A 17,051-nucleotide genomic window follows, 5' to 3' on the forward strand; every position below is an offset into this window, starting at 1 on the left:
AGTCAGTGTTTCCCCACCGCGCCAGATGGTCTAGGCGCACTATTCTATGGCCAGCCTTCCTCGCACCACCGCCCCGCTCCCCGTGACGATCGACGATGTCCGCGCCGCGCATGCGCGCATTGCCGATCAGATCGTGCACACGCCGACCTTCATCAGCCGCACGCTGAGCGAACTGACCGGCGCGACCGTCTTTCTCAAGTTCGAGAATTTGCAGTTCACCGCCGCCTATAAGGAGCGCGGCGCGCTCAACACGCTGCTGCAATTGCCCGCCGGCACGCCCGGCGTAATCGCCGCCTCGGCCGGCAATCATGCGCAGGGCCTCGCCTATCACGCCAACCGGCTGGGCATTCCGGCGACAATCGTGATGCCGACCAACACGCCGACCGTGAAAGTCACGCAGACCGAGGGGCACAAGGCCACCGTGGTGCTGCATGGCGAAACGTTCGACGCGGCATACGCTCATGCCCGCGAGCTCGAGGCCGTCAATGGGCTGACCTTCGTACATCCGTTCGACGACGTCCGCGTGATCGCCGGCCAGGGCACGGTGGCGATCGAAATGCTTGCCGACGCGCCCTCGATCGATACGTTGATCACGCCGATCGGCGGCGGCGGGCTGATCTCGGGCATGGCCACCGTGGCGCGCGCTGCCGGGCGACCGATCGAAGTGATCGGCGTGGAGGCCGAGCTGTTCCCGTCGATGTACAATCGCATCAACGGCACCAAGCTGCCCTGCGCCGGCGACACGCTGGCCGAGGGCATTGCGGTGAAGGAGCCGGGCGCCATCACCGCCGCGCTGGTGGCCGAGCTGGTCGATGACATCGTGCTGGTCAGCGAGCGCAATCTCGAACGGGCCGTCAGCCTGCTGTTGCAGATCGAGAAGACGGTGGTCGAAGGCGCTGGCGCCGCCGGCCTCGCCGCCTTGCTCCAGCATCCCGATCGCTTCCGCGGCAAGACCGTGGGTGTCGTGTTGTGTGGTGGCAATATCGACACGCGGCTGCTCGCCAACGTGCTGCTGCGCGATCTCGCGCGCTCGGGGCGCCTCGCACGGCTGCGTATCCGGCTGCAGGATCAGCCCGGTGCGCTGTTCAACGTCGCGCGGATCTTCGATCAGCAGCGCGTCAACATCATCGAAGTGTATCACCAGCGCGTGTTCACCACGCTGCCCGCCAAGGGGCTGATCACCGATATCGAATGCGAGACGCGGGATCGCGCGCATCTCGATCGCCTGATGGCGGCGCTCAACGAGGCGGGGTACGAAGCGAGCCCGGTCGAGCTCGCCTGACGCGCTCCCCTGCTGCGGCAGGGGAGCCGCGCGCACCGGGATCGCCATGCTCCCGTTAACCTACAATGATGGTAAATCGCCTTTTAATGACTCGCGAAGCCACGCATAATGGCACCACGCCCACGCCACCGTGCGGCGCTGAAAAGGGCTAGCCGACCCGTGACCGCGCCGTTCCGATTCCCTCGGTTTTTCGTGACCAGCCCGGCGCCCTGCCCGTATCTGCCCGGCCGGCAGGAGCGCAAGGTGTTCACCGAGCTCAACGGCCCGCATGCCGGCGAGCTCAACGACGCGCTGGGCCGGATCGGCTTTCGGCGCAGCCAATCGGTGGCCTACCGCCCGAGTTGCGCGGGCTGCACCGCCTGCGTTTCGGTGCGCGTCGTCGCGGCCCAATTCATCGCCAACGCCACGCAGCGCAAGCTGATCAAGCGCTTGTCGACCCTGGATGTCGCCGCCTGCCGCCCCTGGGCGACCGACGAGCAATTCCAGCTGTTGCGCCGCTATCTTGCCGCGCGGCATCCAAGCGGCGGCATGGTGGGGATGGACGACGGCGATTACGCCGACATGGTCGAACATTCGCCGGTCAACAGCTTCATCGTCGAATATCGCCAGCCCGCAGTCGATGGCCGGCCGGGCACGCTGATCGGATGCTGCCTGACGGATCAGCAGGCGGATGGCCTGTCGATGATCTACAGCTTCTTCGATCCGGATATTGCCGGGCTGGGCAATTTCATCATCATGGATCACATCCTGCGCGCCCGCGCGGTCGGGCTGGATTATGTCTATCTGGGCTATTGGGTGAAGGGCTCGCCGCGGATGGAGTATAAAACGCGGTATCGCCCGCTCGAAATACTCGGGCCGGGCGGCTGGGCGCTGTTGCCGGACGCCACGCCCATCGCCGCCAACGTGCAGAAAGCGCGGGAAAGCGAACTGGCTTGACTATCCCGCTCTAGGGTATGCGATCACGGCGCGCTTGGCGCCACCGTTACGTCGACATCCATTTCCTCATCCCCCTCGCCCAGCCGTGACCCCGCCACCGGCGCGGCGCCCGCCGCATCCAGCGCCACCGCGACGCGCACATAAGCCTCGTCCGCCGAGCGCCCGGCATAGGGATCGAACGCCACCCAGCCGAGCCGCGCGACATAGGCTTCGGCCCAGCCATGCGGCGCGGGGCGATGCTCGCCGCCAAAGGCGAAGCGGCTATAGCCCGAGACATAGCGCGCCGGCACGCCCAGCGCATGCGCCCCGGCAATGAACATGTGCGCCAGATCGCGCGGCGTGGCCTTGGGCAGCGCGAAGGCCTCGGCGGCGCTGCGCCCCATCACCGGACGCGCGCGATCGGCCACGAACTGCGCGTTGAGCGCGAGATTGAGCCGGTGCAGCCGCCCCACCGTATCCGTCCCGCCCACCACAGCATCCTGCGCGAAGCTGGTAAGCGCGCCGTCTGCAGCGGTCAGCGGTGTAGCGCGCAGGAACAGTTCGGGCGGCAACACTTCATGCGCGCCGTGCACCACCCCATCCGTGCGGTTGGTCAGGATTTCGCCCGACACGGCGATCTCGATACTGTCGATCGGCCCGGCAACATACAGCATCGTGATCTTGTTGCCGAACCCGTCGCGCCCCGCGCGCAGCCGCGCGTCGCAATCGACATGCAGGTTCCACGACGCCACCGTCTGATCATCGGTATTTTCCGGCGTCAGCCGGAGCATCTGCGTCAGCCGCGCTTGCGGGGCGGAGAAGCGATAGATCGTGTGATGATCGATGCTGAGCCGCATCAGCTGAACTTGAACTGGCGGCCGATCGCCGCGTGCAGCAGATCGTTTTCCGTCAGGAAAGCCTGGAGATATTGGTGCAGCCCGCTGACGATCACCTCGCCGGTGCGCGTCTTGGCCATGCGCATGTGCCGCATCCGCGCCATCCGGTCCGCTTCGCCGTGCAGCCCGGTGCGTTTGGCCAGCAAGCTCAAAATATCCACCGTCTCCTCGACCGAGGCCGATAGGCTGCGCGGCAATTCATGCCGCGCGATCAGCAGGTCGATCACGTTGGCGGGCTTCAACCCTTCCGAATAGAGCCAGCGATAGGCGGTCACGGCCGACACGGTCTGCAGGATCGTGGTCCATTGATCGCGATCGACCACCCCGCCGATGCGCTCGCCCTCGGGCAGCAGCAGATGATATTTCACGTCGAGCAGCCGCGCGGTATTGTCCGCGCGCTCCACCGCCTGGCCCAGCCTGATGAACTGCGTCGTGGCGTTGCGCAGCATCTTGTGCACCGCGCCCTCGAACCCGCGCGCCTCGGTCTGCACCGCTTCGACCAGGTTGAGCGTCGCCACCGCGCCGCCAGCGGCGGCGCGCTTGTCGAACACCAGCCAGGCGCGGTTGACCGCGGTCCATGCCTCCCGGGTCAGCGCGGTGCGCACGGCGCGCGCGTTGTTGCGCGCCATATCCAGGCAGCGCACGATCGATCCGGGGTTGCGATTGTCCATCGTCAGGAACTGCGCCACGCGCTGCTGCGACAGCGTCGCGCCGGTCGCCTCGAACGCCGTGTCCGTCTCGGTCACGCGCAGCGCGCTCAGCCACGCCGCCTCGCCCGCCGGGCGTGGTGACAGCACATCCAGCCGGACCGTCGCCTCGACCAGCCGCGCGACGAAATCGGCGCGCTCGATATAGCGCCCCAGCCAATAGAGCGACGACGCGGTGCGCGACAGCATCATGCCCCGGCGCTCACTGTTGCTGCCCTTGCGTCATCGTGCCCAGCGTTTGCGCCTGCGCCATGCCGCCCATCGTCTGTTGCTGCTGCCCGCGCCCGCCATCCATCAACACGAAACTATCCTTCGTCCCCCCGCCCTGCGAGGAATTAACCACCAGCGATCCTTCCTTCAGCGCGACCCGCGTCAGCCCGCCGGGTACCACCTGCACGCCCCTGGCGCCGGTCAGCACGAACGGCCGGAAATCGACATGGCGCGGGGCCAGCCCGCTGTCCGCCAGCGTCGGCACGGTGGACAGTGCCAGCGTCGGCTGCGCGATATAGCGATGCGGCTCGGCGATCAGCGCGGCGCGGAAATCCTCGATCTCCTGTTTGGACGCGGTCGGCCCCACCAGCATGCCATAGCCGCCCGATCCGTCGACCAGCTTCACCACCAGCTCGGGGAGATTATCCAGCACGTATTTCAACGCCTGTGGCTCGCGGCAGCGCCACGTCTCGACATTGGGCAGCTTGGCCTCGCCACCCGAATAGAATTTCACGATATCGGGCATGTAGCTGTAGATCGCCTTGTCGTCGGCGATGCCGTTGCCCGGCGCGTTGAGCAACGCGACGTTGCCCGCCGCATAGGCCGCGATCAGCCCCGGCACGCCGAGCATCGAATCCGGCCGGAACACCAGCGGATCGAGATAATCATCGTCGATGCGGCGGTAGATCACGTCCACGCGCACCATGCCGCCGATCGTGCGCATCCACACGATATCGTCATCGACCACCAGATCAGCCGCCTCGACCAGTTCGATGCCCATCGAATCCGCCAGGAACGAATGCTCGTAATAGGCCGAATTATAATGGCCGGGCGTCAGCACGACGCAGACGGGGTTCATTGCCCCATGCGGCGCGACCGACTTCATCGTCTCGAGCAGCCGATCGGGATAGGAATCGACCGCCGCGACGCGGAATTCGCGGAACAGCTCGGGGCACAGCCGCAGCATCGCCTCGCGATTTTCCAGCATGTACGATACGCCGGAGGGCGTGCGCGCATTATCCTCCAGCACGAAGAAATCATCCGGCCCGGTGCGCACCAGATCGATCCCGCAGATATGCGCCCAGATGCCGTGCGGTGGCCGCATCCCGGCGATCTCGGGGCGGAACTGCGCGTTGCCGAAGATCAGATCGGGCGGCAGGATGCCCGCATCGATGATCTTGCGCGCACCATAAATGTCATCGAGAAACGCGTTGATCGCCTCGACGCGCTGCACCAGCCCGTCGGACAATCGCGTCCATTCGTCGGCCAAGAAGATGCGCGGCACGATATCGAACGGGATGATCCGTTCGCTGGCCTCACTCTCGCCGTAGACGGCAAAGGTGATGCCGAGCTGGCGAAACGTCGCCTCGGCGCTTTCCTGACGACGGCGCAATTCCTGCGGCGGCGTATCGTCGATCCACTGGCCCAATGCGGCCAGCTCGTCGCGCGGAACCATTGTTCCGCCATTCCCCATGATTTCGTCGAACGCCTGGCGATTCCCCATCGGATCGTAATGCCCCCGTATCAATTGAGTTCCATGCTGGGACATATTGTTGCGGCGCACAAGCACCGGCGCCCGGAAATGTAGCGCCAGAGTAACAGCGGCACATCTCGGCCGCTGCTCGGCAAGCGAAGCGTCGCCGGCACGCTGCCCCAAACCAGCCCGTCACCCCGGACTTGGTCCGGGATGACGAATGAGTTTAAGCCCCTAGCCCCGCCAGCAACCCTGGCGTTAAAACCTGCGGCAACACCTGCGGCTCGGCGGCGCCGGGCGCGTAATAGAGATAGAGCGGCACGCCGGCGCGGTTATGCGCCTCGATAAAGCGCCCGAGCACCGGATCGCCATCGGTCCAATCCCCCACCAGCACGGCCACGTTGTTCCTTTCAAACGCATCGCGCGTCGCCGCGGTATTGATCGCCGCCGCCTCGTTGACCTTACACGTCACGCACCAATCGGCGGTGAAATAGGCGAACACCGGACGCTTCTCGGCGCGCAAGGTGGCGAGCCGCGCCGCACTGAATCCCTCGCCCTCGGCCACCGCGGCGGCCGATGCCGGCGCGCGCTGGACCAACGCCGCTGCGCCCACCGCCACCACCGCCAACGCAAGCGTGGCGATCGGCCCAAAAGGCAGCCCGCGCCGCTGCCGCCGGCCGGAAAGCCACAAGAGCAGCCCGATCGACAGCGCGCCGGCCAGCCCCAGCGTCAGCCCGTCGACGCCCGCCTGTCGCCCCAGCACCCAGGCCAGCGCCAACGCCGTCAGCCACATCGGCACGCTCAGGACATGCCGGAAGGTCTCCATCCACGCGCCGGGTCTGGGCAAGCGCCGACGCAGCGCGGGCACGAAACCGAGCGCCAGAAACGGCAGGGCCAGCCCCAGACCCAGCCCGGCGAACACCGCGAGCGCCGCCGCCCATGGCAGCACCAGCGCCGCGCCCAGCGCCGCGCCCATGAACGGGCCGGTGCACGGTGTAGCGACGAATGCCGCCAGCGCGCCGGTGGCAAACGCGCCGCTCACCCCGCCGCTTGAGCCGACGAAGCGCGGCGTGGGGATGTCGAACAGCCCGGCGAAATTGAGCGCGAGCGCCACCGTCAGCAACAGTAGCAAGACGACGACGCGCGGATCCTGCAGCTGGAACGCCCAGCCGACCGCATTGCCGCCGGCGCGAAGCGCCAGGATCAACGCCCCCAGCCCCACGCATACCGTGATCACGCCGGCGGCATAGCCCAGCGCCTCGCGTCGCGCCGCGCGCTCGTCGAGATGCCCGCGCGCCAGGCTGAGCGCCTTGATGCTGAGGATCGGGAATACGCACGGCATGACGTTGAGGATCAGGCCGCCGAGCACCGCGCCGGCAAAGGCCAGGAACGCTGCAAGCCACACGCCTGTGCCGCCGCCGGTCGCGCCCGCCACGGTGCCGGGCAGCGCGGTCACCGCCAGCGCCAGATCCGGCCCGACGCGCAACACGCCATCCAATGGCTGTCCGCCCGATTTCGCTTTGGTCGTCACCAGCACGCGATCGCCATCGCGCGCGATCGTCTGCGGCGCGGCATTGTCGATGGCGTTGGTCTTAGGGAAAAAATAGCCGTCGGCCAGCGGCGCGCTGGCCGGATAGGGCACGGCGATCGTCGCCACGCCGTCCATCACCTGCCACGTCGCCTTGGTATCGAGCGGCTTGGGGATCGCCCGCCGCCAGGCATCGAAACGGGCGCGATCCGCCGGCCTCACCGCCCCGTCGCCGACCACCAGATCGAGCGCCAATGCGGCACTTTCCGGCACGCACAGCGTCTTGGTGCAGACCAGATAATTCGTCTTGAGCCGCACCGGCAGCCTGGTGCCCGCCGCCAGGCCGGCCGGTACGCTAAGCGTCACCAGCGGCGCATACGGCCGTTCGAATACGTAATTCATCAGCCCGGCGATCAGCAGCGTGCCCGGCACGGGATAGACCGGAGCGCTTGCCGTCACCCCGGCGGGCAATGTCCAGTCGAGCGTCGCCGGAAATCCCGCATCGCCGGGATTGGACCAATAACCGTGCCAGTCGCGCTCGGGCCGCGTGTCGAGCGCCAGTGTCACGGTCGATCCCGCCGCCGGGCGATCGCTTTCCGCCACCAGCCGGATCGCCAGATGCGGCGCGCGCCCCATCGGTGGCAATGGCTGCGCCGTCGCGGACCCCGCCGCCATCGCCCCCAGCATGACCCAGAGCGTCACAAATCTGACCCATAAACCGCGCATCGGCATTCTTGTCCCCATCACTGCCATCGCGCATAGCGGGGGCACGACCGAATTGCACTCGAAGGAATGTTTCGATGAAAGCCACGGCAGCCATCCTCGCGCTCGCGCTCACCACCACCGCGGCGCTGCCCCTCGCCGCGCAAGACGCGCCCGCGCAGCTGCCCGTGCCCGCCGCACCTAAGCCCAAGCCCAAACTGATCGTCGTCGTGTCGGTCGATCAATTCTCCGCCGACTTGTTCGACGAATATCGTGCCACGTTCGATGATGGGCTCGCCCGTCTGGCCAAAGGCGCGGTGTTCCCCTCGGGCTTCCAGAGCCATGCCGCGACCGAAACCTGCCCCGGCCATTCCACCATCACCACCGGCTATCGCCCCGCGCAGACCGGCATCATCGCCAACAACTGGATCGATCAGGCCGCGCCGCGCCAGGACAAGACCGTCTATTGCGCCGAGGACGAAACCATCCCCGGCACCGATTCGAGCAATTATACCGTCTCCGACAAGCATCTGAAGGTGCCGACGCTCGGCGAGCGCATGAAGATCGCCGATCCGCGCACGCGCGTCGTGTCGGTCGCGGGCAAGGATCGCGCCGCGGTGATGATGGGTGGTCACAACGTCGATCAGCTGTGGTGGTGGAGCGGCAAGGCCTTTGTCAGCTATGCCGGTCGCGCCGCGCCCGCTGTCGTCACGCGCGCCAACGCCGCGGTCGCTGGCCTGATCGCGCGCGCGCAGCCTGCCCTGCCGGTTGCGGCGCACTGCCTGGCCAAGGACAAGGCGATTTCGATCGGGGCCGGCAAAAGCGTCGGCACCGGGCATTTCGACCGTGCCGCGGGCGACGCGAAGGGCTTCCGCGCCTCGCCCGCGTTTGACAGCGCGGTGTTCGCGCTCGCGGCCGGGCTCGTGCAGGACATGAAGCTGGGGCAAGGCCCGCAGACCGACATCATCACCGTCGGCGCATCGGCAACCGATTATATCGGGCACACCTACGGCACCGATGGCGCCGAAATGTGCCTGCAGATAGCCGAGCTCGATCGCAACCTCGGCGGCTTCCTTGATGTGCTCGACGCCACCGGGGTGGATTACGAAATCGCGCTGACCGCCGATCATGGTGGCAACGATCTGCCCGAACGCGAGATCACCGTGGGCATGCCCGAGGCGCAGCGCGCCGAACTCGCGCTCGCCCCCGCGGTGATGGGCAAGGCGATCGGCGACCAGCTCGGCATCACCGGGCCAACGCTGTTCGGCGATATTCCCAATGGCGATGTGTGGGTCTCGACCGCGCTGACGCCGGCGCAGCGCAAGGCCGTGCTGGCCGAGGCGGTCGCGCGCTACAAGGCGCTGCCGCAGGTCCATTCGGTGCTCACCGCAGCGCAGATCGCCGCCACCCCGATGCCGAGCGGCGCGCCGGAAAACTGGAGCATTCCACAAAAAGCGCGCGCGTCGTTCGACGCCAGCCGTTCGGGCGACCTGCTGGTGTTTCTGAAACCTCGCGTCACGCCGATCCCCGATCCGACCCGTGGCTATGTCGCGACCCACGGCTCGCCGTGGAATTACGATCGCCGCGTGCCGATCCTGTTCTGGCGCGCGGGCATGGCAGGGTTCGATCATGCCGCGGGAATCGAGACGGTGGATATCGCCCCCACGCTGGCGCACACGATCGGGCTAAGCCTGCCCGGCGTCGATGGCCGGTGCTTGGATCTGACGCGCGCGGGCGCGCCCTGCGCCAGATAAGCCGGCGATCTGGATCATCATCATCGGCATTGCCCGCGGCCCGGCCAGGCTGGCCGGATCGGCGTGAAGCGTTTCCTCGACAACCCGCGGTACCGCCGCGGTTTATTCCAGATTGGGCCGTAACCAACGCTGGGCGGTGGCCAGATCGACCCCACGCCGCATGGCATAATCCTCGACCTGATCCGGCCCGACGCGCGCCACGCCGAAATATTCCGCCTGGGGATGCCCGAAATAAAAGCCGCTCACCGCCGCGCTCGGCAGCATGGCGAAACTGTCGGTCAGCGTGATGCCGGTCGCCTCGGTAGCGCCGAGCAATTCGAACAGCATCGGCTTCTCGCTGTGATCGGGGCAGGCGGGATAGCCCGGTGCCGGGCGAATGCCGCGATATTGCTCGCGGATCAGCGCCTCGTTGGTCAGTTGTTCGCCCTCGGCATAGCCCCAAAGCGTGGTGCGGACATATTGATGCAGCCGCTCGGCAAACGCCTCGGCGAGGCGATCGGCCAGCGCTTTCAGCAGAATATCCTGGTAATCGTCATGCTGCGCCTTGAACCGCGCGAGATGCTCCTCGATGCCGTGCCCTGTCGTCACTGCGAAGCCGCCGATCCAGTCCCCCGCCGGATCGATGAAATCGGCCAGGCACATGTTGGCACGGCCTTCGCGCTTCGAGACCTGCTGGCGCAGAAAGGGCATGCGCACGCTCGCTTCATGCGTGCGATCGAGGTTGGGGGTGTGCAGATCGGGCGGGAAGCTGGCGCCATCGGGGCTGCGTCGTGCCTCGCTATGGCTGGTACAGATGAACACGTCATCGCCATCGCGATGGCACGGCCACAGCCCGGCCACGCCCTTGGCGGTCAGCCATTTCTCGGCGATGATCTGGTCGAGCATCTTCTGCGCATCGGCGAACAGCGAGGTCGCGCTCTCGCCGACGACCTCGTCGGTGAGGATCGCGGGATAATTGCCGGCCAGTTCCCATGCGCGGAAGAACGGCGTCCAATCGATCAGCTCGCGCAGATCGGCCAGATCCCAATCATCGAACACATGCAGCCCGGGCTGTTTCGGCGCGGGCGGCTTGATCGCCATGTCGGCGGGGAAAGCGTTGGCGCGCGCCTCGGCGATCGGCACCAGCGCGCTCTGCCCCTTATTGGCGCGCGCCAGGCGCACCGCTTCATACTCATCCGCCGTCTTCTGCACGAAATCGTCGCGGATCGTGTCGCTGACCAATGTCGAGGCCACGCCCACCGCACGGCTGGCATCCAGCACATGCACCACCGGCCCGTCATAAGCCGGCGCGATGCGCAGCGCGGTATGCACCTTGGAGGTCGTCGCGCCGCCGATCAGCAACGGCATGGTCATCCCTGCCCGCTTCATCTCCTCGGCCACCGTGACCATCTCGTCGAGCGAGGGCGTGATCAGCCCGCTGAGCCCGATCATATCGGCATCGTTCTCGTTCGCCGCCTTCAGGATGTCGCTCCACGGCACCATCACGCCCATGTCGACCACGTCGAAGCCGTTGCACTGCAGCACAACGCCGACGATATTCTTGCCGATATCGTGCACGTCGCCCTTCACGGTCGCCATGATGATCTTGCCCTTGCCGCGCGCGCCGGGCTCCTTGGCCGCCTCGATGAACGGCAGCAGATGCGCCACCGCCTTCTTCATCACGCGCGCCGATTTCACCACCTGCGGCAGGAACATCTTGCCCGATCCGAACAGGTCGCCGACCACGTTCATGCCGTCCATAAGCGGCCCTTCGATCACCTCGATCGGCCGGGCAAAATGCTGGCGGCATTCCTCCGTATCATCGACGACATGCGCGTCGATGCCCTTGACCAGCGCATATTCGAGCCGCTTGGTCACCGGGAGCGAGCGCCATTCCGCCGCCGCCTTCTCCGCCACCGCATCGGTGCCGCGAAACTTCTCGGCCAGCGCGATCAGCCGCTCGGTCGGCGTCTCGTCTGCTTTGCGCGCCGGGCGGTTGAGAATGACATCCTCGCACGCCTCGCGCAGCTCGGGATCGATATCGTCATAGATATCGAGCTGCCCGGCATTGACGATCGCCATGTCGAGCCCGGCCGGAATGGCATGATACAGGAACACCGAATGCATCGCGCGGCGCACCGGCTCGTTGCCGCGGAACGAGAAGCTGAGATTGGAAAGACCGCCCGAGAAATGCACGTACGGGCAACGCTGCCGGATCACCTTCACCGCCTCGATGAAATCGACGCCGTAATTGTCATGCTCCTCGATGCCCGTCGCCACCGCGAACACATTGGCATCGAAGATGATGTCCTCGGGCGGGAAGCCGATGCCCATCAGCACGTTATAAGCACGCTCGCAAATCTCGATCTTGCGCGCCTGCGTGTCCGCCTGCCCGGCCTCGTCGAACGCCATTACGACGACGGCGGCGCCGTACTGCATGCACTTGCGCGCCTCGTAGAGGAACTTTTCCTCGCCCTCCTTCATGCTGATCGAATTGACGATCGGCTTGCCCGAGACGCATTTCAGCCCGGCCTCGATCACGCTCCATTTGGAGCTGTCGACCATGAACGGGATGCGCGCGATATCCGGTTCCGCCGCGATCAGCTTGAGGAACGTGGTCATGGCGAATTCGGCGTCGAGCAGCCCCTCGTCCATATTGACGTCGAGCACCTGCGCGCCGCTCTCGACCTGCTGCCGCGCGACCTCCACGGCGGCGGGATAATCCCCCGCCATGATCAGCTTCTTGAAGCGTGCCGAGCCGGTGACGTTGGTGCGCTCGCCGATATTGACGAAATTGGTGGCGGAAATGGTGGTCAAAAAACTATCCTAATCGTCATCCCAGCGAACGCTGGGATCTCGGTGCCGCAAGGGCGCGCTTGGTTACCACGAGACCCCAGCGTGCACTGGGGTGACGGGTATGGCGGATGGGCGCTACGCCGCCATCGTCATTGGCTCCAGCCCGGCCAGCCGTGTCTTGACCGGCGGCACCGGAATCGCGCGCGCGGGCAGCCCCTGCACCGCCTTGGCCATGGCTGCGATATGCGCCGGGGTCGAGCCACAGCAGCCGCCCAGCACATTGACCTGCGCGTTCGCCGCCCATTCGCGCACCAGCCCCGCCGTGGTCGAGGGCTGCTCGTCATATTCGCCCAGTTCATTGGGCAGGCCGGCATTGGGGTAGACCATGATCAGCGTGTCGCAGATGCCGCTCAGCGTGCGCACATGCGGCCTGAGCTGCTCCGCGCCGAACGAGCAATTGAGCCCGATCGTCACCGGGCGGGCATGCCGCACGGCATGCCAGAACGCCTCCACGGTGTGCCCCGAAAGATTGCGCCCCGACAGATCGGTCAGCGTCATCGACAGCATGATCGGCACCTCGCGCCCCAACGCATCGGCGGCTTCCAGCGCGGCCATGATCCCGGCCTTGGCGTTCAACGTATCGAACACCGTCTCGATCAGGATGAAATCGACACCGCCCTCGATCAGCGCATCGATCTGCTCGCGATACACATCCTTGAGGTAATCGAAGGTGATCTCACGAAAACCGGGATCGTTGACGTCCGGGCTGAGCGACAAGGTCTTGTTGGTCGGCCCGATCGCCCCCGCCACGAAGCGCGGGCGCCCGTCCGTGGCGGCGTATTCGTCGGCCAGCCGACGCGCGATCTGCGCCGAGGCCAGGTTGATCTCGCGCACCAGATGCTCGGCGGCATAATCCGCCTGGCTGACCAGGTTCGCGCTGAATGTGTTGGTGGAAACGATATCCGATCCCGCATCGAGATATTCGCGCGTGATCGTCTCCGGCACTTCGGGCTTGGTCAGCGCGAGGATGTCGTTATTGCCCTTCTGATCCTTGGCGAGGCCGAGATCGCCGGCATAATCCGCCTCGGTCAGCTTCCAGTTCTGGATCTCGGTGCCGAACGCGCCATCGGTGATCAGCACCCGCTTGGCGGCCTCGGCCAGAAATGTCTCGCGAATGGTCATCTTCTATCCTTCTACTCCCCTCCCGCTTGCGGGAGGGGCTGGGGGAGGGCCTGTCGCCAACGCCCGGCCCGCGGGAGGACACGCCCTCCCCTAACCCCTCCCGCCAGCGGGAGGGGGATTAAACTAAGCCGCCACGGCGTTGACCGCAGCGCCAGCCGCCGCCCGAACGCCCAGCAAATGGCAGATCGCATAGGTCAGCTCGGCGCGGTTGAGCGTGTAGAAGTGAAACTGCTTCACGCCCCCGGCATACAGCTTCCGGCACAGCTCGGCGGTCAGCGTCGCGGCGATCAGCTGGCGCGCGCCGGCATGATCCTCCAGTCCCTCGAACAACCGCCCCATCCACGCCGGCACCGCGGTGTTGCACATCGCCGCCATGCGGAGGACGCTGGCGAAGTTGGTCACCGGCATGATCCCCGGCACCACCTCGGCATCGATGCCGGCCTTGGCCATGGCATCGCGGAAGCGGAAGAAGGTCTCCGGCTCGAAGAAGAATTGCGTGATCGCCCGGGTCGCGCCGTTATCGAACTTGCGTTTGAGATTATCCAGATCGACCTGCGCATCGCGCGAATCCGGATGGCATTCGGGATACGCCGCGACCGAGATTTCGAACGGATGCAGCTTGCTCAGCCCCGCCACCAGCGCCGCGGCATTCTCATAACCGCCGGGATGCTGCGCATAGGCTTGCCCGCTGGTCGGGCTGTCGCCCCGCAAGGCGACGATATGCCGCACGCCCGCCGCCCAATAGTCGCGCGCTACCTGATCGATTTCGTCCTTGGTCGCCTCGACGCAGGTCAGATGCGCCGCCGCGCCGAGCGAAGTCTCGCGCTGGATGCGCGCCACCGTGGCATGCGTCCGCTCGCGCGTCGAACCGCCGGCGCCATAGGTCACCGACACGAAACGCGGCCCCAAGGGCTCGAGCGTCTTGATCGACTCCCACAACGTCTCTTCCATCTTCTCGCTTTTGGGCGGGAAGAATTCGAACGACATTTCCGCGTCGCCCGCCAGATCGGCGAACAGGGGCGCGTCCAGCGCGCGGCGCGCTTCCTCGAGCTGATTAACCGAAATGCTCATGCCGCTTTGACCTCATGCAATTGCTCGGCGCCTTTACGCGCCAGCCATAATTTCACCGTCAGTTCGCCGCCCTCCAGCGTCTCCGTCCGCGCCGGCATCAGCCCGGCGGCAGCAAACCAGGCGGCGATCTGCTCGTCCGAAAAGCCAAGCCGCGTATGCGCATCGCGCGCGCGCAATTCCTCGCGATCATGCGGCGCGAAATCGGCGATCAGCAGCCGCCCGCCCGGGCTCAGCACGCGTGCCGCTTCGGCGATCGCGGCGCCCGGCTGCTGCGCGAAATGCAGCACGTGATGGATGATCGCGGCATCCGCCTCGCCATCGCCCAGCGGCAGCGCATACAGATCGGCCTGGCGCAGATCGGCATTGGCGATCCCGCGCTCGGACAGTTTCGCCCGCGCCAGCCGCAGCATTTCCGAGCTGCGATCGATCCCGAGCGACTGTTTAGCGCGCGCCCCGAACAGTTCGAGCATCCGGCCGGTGCCCGTGCCGATATCGATCAGCTGCCCGATCGGAGGCCCATTCTCGTCGTCAAAGCCCAGCACTTCTAACATCGCCGCCTCGACCTGCTCCTCGGCGATATGCAGCGAGCGGATCGCGTCCCACTGCCCGGCATTGGCCTCGAACCAGCCCGCCGCCGACGATGCACGATCGGCTCGCACCGCCGCCAGCCGCGCCGCATCCGCCACTGCCCAATGATCCGGCTCGATCGCATGCCAGGCGTCCAGCGCCGCCACGACCGGCGCGACCTTCGCCGCGCTGCCCACGCCGACGAACACCCAGCTGCCCTCCTTGCGCCGTTCGGCCAGCCCGGCATCGCACAGGATCTTCACATGCCGGGACACGCGCGGCTGGCTTTGCCCCAGCACTTGCGCCAGTTCGCCGACCGACAACTCCATCGAGCGCAGCAGCGCCAGGATGCGCAGTCGCGTCGCATCGGCCAGCGCGCGGAAGATATCGAGAGCGATCGTCATGATCCACATATAAAGATATCTTTATATGAGGTCAACGCGCAAGCGATTGCGGAGCTAAATTGGTAGCGCTAGCGTTGGCGGCCATTCATCCTATCCGTTTCTTGCAGGAGTACCTCATGAAGAAGTTCATTGCCCCCGTACTGATCGGCGCCGTCGCCGCGATGCTGGCCGCCTGCTCGCCTGCCGCGCAGAACGAGACGGCGCAGGCCGGCGATCAGATCGCGGCCGACGCCAACGCCACGTTCGGCGAAGCGATCAACGACACCGATGCTGCTGCCGATCGCGCTTTTGGCTCGGCCGAAGCGACGATGGATAACAGCGCCGCGACGCTCGGCAATGCCGCCGATGATGCCGCCGACGCGACCGGCGCCGCGTTGAAAGACGCCGGCAACGCGATCGAAGACTAAGCGTGAGACGGGAGGAGCAACGCATGACGATCAAGCCCGCGGCGGCGCTCGCCTTGCTCCTCCTCGCCGCCTGCAGCTCCAGCGACGATGCGCCGGGCGCCGTCAGCCAGAGCGAACAACAGCAATTGAACGACGCCGCCGCGATGCTTGATGTCAACAGCGTCGATGCCAATGCCGTCAGGTTTGACGGCGACAATGAGAGCCAATCACAATGACCGATCTCCGTCGCCTCGGCGCCACCGATCTCCACATCGCCCCGCTGGTGCTGGGCGGCAACGTGTTTGGCTGGACCGCGGATCGGGATACCAGCTTTGCTGTGCTCGACGCATTCGTTGCCGGTGGCGGCACGATGATTGACACCGCCGACGCCTATTCCGCTTGGGTGCCGGGCCATCACGGCGGCGAATCCGAGACCGTGATCGGCGAGTGGCTGAAGGCCAGCGGCAAGCGCGCCGACGTGCTGATCGCCACCAAGGTCGGCATGCTGCCGGGCGAGGGTGGCGAGAAACTCGCCCCCGCGCGCATCGCCGCCGCCTGCGATGCCTCGCTCCAGCGGCTCGGCGTCGACACGATCGACCTCTATTTCGCGCACCAGGACGACGACGCGGTGGCGCAGGAGGACGCGCTCGCCGCGTTCGGCAAATTGTTCGACGCGGGCAAGATCCGCGCGCTCGGCGCCTCCAATTTCCACGCCACCCGGCTCAAATCCGCCAACGATGCGGCCAAGGCACACGGCCTGCCGCATTATCATGTGCTGCAGCCCGAATATAATCTCGTCAGCCGGCACAAGTTCGAAGGCGAGCTGCAGAATTACTGCGTCACCAACAATATCGGCGTGGTGCCCTATTACGGTCTCGCCTCGGGCTTCCTGACGGGCAAATATCGCAGCGCCGACGATTTGGGCAAAAGCGTGCGCGGCGGGCGGATGGGCGCGCTGCTCGAGGGCAAGGGCAAGGACGTGCTGGCGGCGATGGATGCCGTCGCCGCGGAGACCGGCGCCAGCCTGGCGCAGATCGCCCTGGCCTGGCTCGCCGCGCAACCCGGCGTGACCGCGCCGATCGCCAGCGCGACGAGCGTCGCGCAGGTGCAGGAGCTGCTGGGCGCGATCACGCTGGAGCTGACGCCCGAGCAGGTCGAGCGGCTTACTATGGCAGGCGCCTGACCCCCACATGCCCGT

At 66.3% G+C, this 17,051-nt stretch carries 14 protein-coding genes; 6 read left to right on the forward strand and 8 right to left on the reverse strand.

What is annotated here, in order from left to right:
• Positions 1-46: 46 nt before the first annotated feature.
• Together ABC969_RS00945 and ABC969_RS00950 are read left to right on the forward strand one after the other, a co-directional pair.
• Positions 47-1,282: a threonine ammonia-lyase gene (locus ABC969_RS00945; RefSeq protein WP_345862361.1), complete on the forward strand. Its 1,236-nt coding sequence runs from the start codon at positions 47-49 to the stop codon at positions 1,280-1,282.
• 159 nt (positions 1,283-1,441) lie between these two features.
• On the forward strand, positions 1,442-2,218 hold the full coding sequence (locus ABC969_RS00950; protein WP_345862362.1) for an arginyltransferase: 777 nt from the start codon (positions 1,442-1,444) through the stop codon (positions 2,216-2,218).
• A gap of 23 nt (positions 2,219-2,241) precedes the next feature.
• Here ABC969_RS00950 and ABC969_RS00955 read toward each other — a convergent pair whose 3' ends face one another.
• The 4 genes from ABC969_RS00955 to ABC969_RS00970 form a co-directional block, all read right to left on the reverse strand.
• On the reverse strand, positions 2,242-3,054 hold the full coding sequence (locus ABC969_RS00955) for a transglutaminase family protein (protein ID WP_345862363.1): 813 nt from the start codon (positions 3,052-3,054) through the stop codon (positions 2,242-2,244).
• The gene (locus tag ABC969_RS00960; protein WP_345863777.1) at positions 3,054-3,989 is read right to left on the reverse strand and encodes an alpha-E domain-containing protein; all 936 of its coding nucleotides are present in this window, start codon (positions 3,987-3,989) and stop codon (positions 3,054-3,056) included. The genes ABC969_RS00955 and ABC969_RS00960 overlap by 1 nt, the downstream gene beginning before the upstream one ends.
• Positions 3,990-4,002: 13 nt before the next feature.
• Positions 4,003-5,514, reverse strand: a complete 1,512-nt coding sequence (locus ABC969_RS00965; RefSeq protein WP_345862364.1) for a circularly permuted type 2 ATP-grasp protein — start codon at positions 5,512-5,514, stop codon at positions 4,003-4,005.
• A gap of 196 nt (positions 5,515-5,710) precedes the next feature.
• On the reverse strand, positions 5,711-7,738 hold the full coding sequence (locus tag ABC969_RS00970; RefSeq protein WP_380808976.1) for a protein-disulfide reductase DsbD family protein: 2,028 nt from the start codon (positions 7,736-7,738) through the stop codon (positions 5,711-5,713).
• Positions 7,739-7,812: 74 nt separating this feature from the next.
• Between ABC969_RS00970 and ABC969_RS00975 the strand changes: the two genes are divergently transcribed.
• Complete coding sequence (locus ABC969_RS00975; RefSeq protein ID WP_345862365.1) at positions 7,813-9,468, forward strand: alkaline phosphatase family protein; 1,656 nt, start codon at positions 7,813-7,815, stop codon at positions 9,466-9,468.
• Positions 9,469-9,570: 102 nt separating this feature from the next.
• On the opposite strand, the gene metH is transcribed toward ABC969_RS00975, so the two are convergent.
• The 4 genes from metH to ABC969_RS00995 all read right to left on the reverse strand — a co-directional run bounded on the left by metH (position 9,571) and on the right by ABC969_RS00995 (position 15,467).
• Positions 9,571-12,264 (reverse strand): methionine synthase, encoded by a 2,694-nt coding sequence (gene metH, locus ABC969_RS00980; RefSeq protein WP_345862366.1) that lies wholly within the window; start codon positions 12,262-12,264, stop codon positions 9,571-9,573.
• Between the two features lie 114 nt (positions 12,265-12,378).
• Entirely contained in the window at positions 12,379-13,425 is a 1,047-nt protein-coding gene (locus tag ABC969_RS00985; protein ID WP_345862367.1) for a homocysteine S-methyltransferase family protein, read from the reverse strand.
• A 123-nt stretch (positions 13,426-13,548) separates the two neighbouring features.
• Complete coding sequence (metF, locus tag ABC969_RS00990) at positions 13,549-14,496, reverse strand: methylenetetrahydrofolate reductase (protein ID WP_345862368.1); 948 nt, start codon at positions 14,494-14,496, stop codon at positions 13,549-13,551.
• On the reverse strand, positions 14,493-15,467 hold the full coding sequence (locus ABC969_RS00995; RefSeq protein ID WP_345862369.1) for an ArsR/SmtB family transcription factor: 975 nt from the start codon (positions 15,465-15,467) through the stop codon (positions 14,493-14,495). Before ABC969_RS00995 ends, metF begins: the two co-directional genes overlap by 4 nt.
• Before the next feature lie 116 nt (positions 15,468-15,583).
• On the opposite strand from ABC969_RS00995, the gene ABC969_RS01000 reads away from it, so the two are divergent.
• The 3 genes from ABC969_RS01000 to ABC969_RS01010 are packed head-to-tail and all read left to right on the forward strand — an operon-like array spanning position 15,584 to position 17,036.
• Complete coding sequence (locus tag ABC969_RS01000) at positions 15,584-15,874, forward strand: hypothetical protein (protein ID WP_345862370.1); 291 nt, start codon at positions 15,584-15,586, stop codon at positions 15,872-15,874.
• Between the two features lie 23 nt (positions 15,875-15,897).
• Positions 15,898-16,089 (forward strand): hypothetical protein, encoded by a 192-nt coding sequence (locus ABC969_RS01005; protein ID WP_345862371.1) that lies wholly within the window; start codon positions 15,898-15,900, stop codon positions 16,087-16,089.
• A complete protein-coding gene (locus tag ABC969_RS01010; RefSeq protein WP_345862372.1) occupies positions 16,086-17,036 on the forward strand; it encodes an aldo/keto reductase in 951 nt (316 codons plus the stop codon). The genes ABC969_RS01005 and ABC969_RS01010 overlap by 4 nt, the downstream gene beginning before the upstream one ends.
• Positions 17,037-17,051: the final 15 nt, after the last annotated feature.

The sequence above is a fragment of the Sphingomonas qilianensis genome (assembly GCF_039614825.1).
GTDB classification, from domain to species: domain Bacteria; phylum Pseudomonadota; class Alphaproteobacteria; order Sphingomonadales; family Sphingomonadaceae; genus Sphingomonas; species Sphingomonas qilianensis.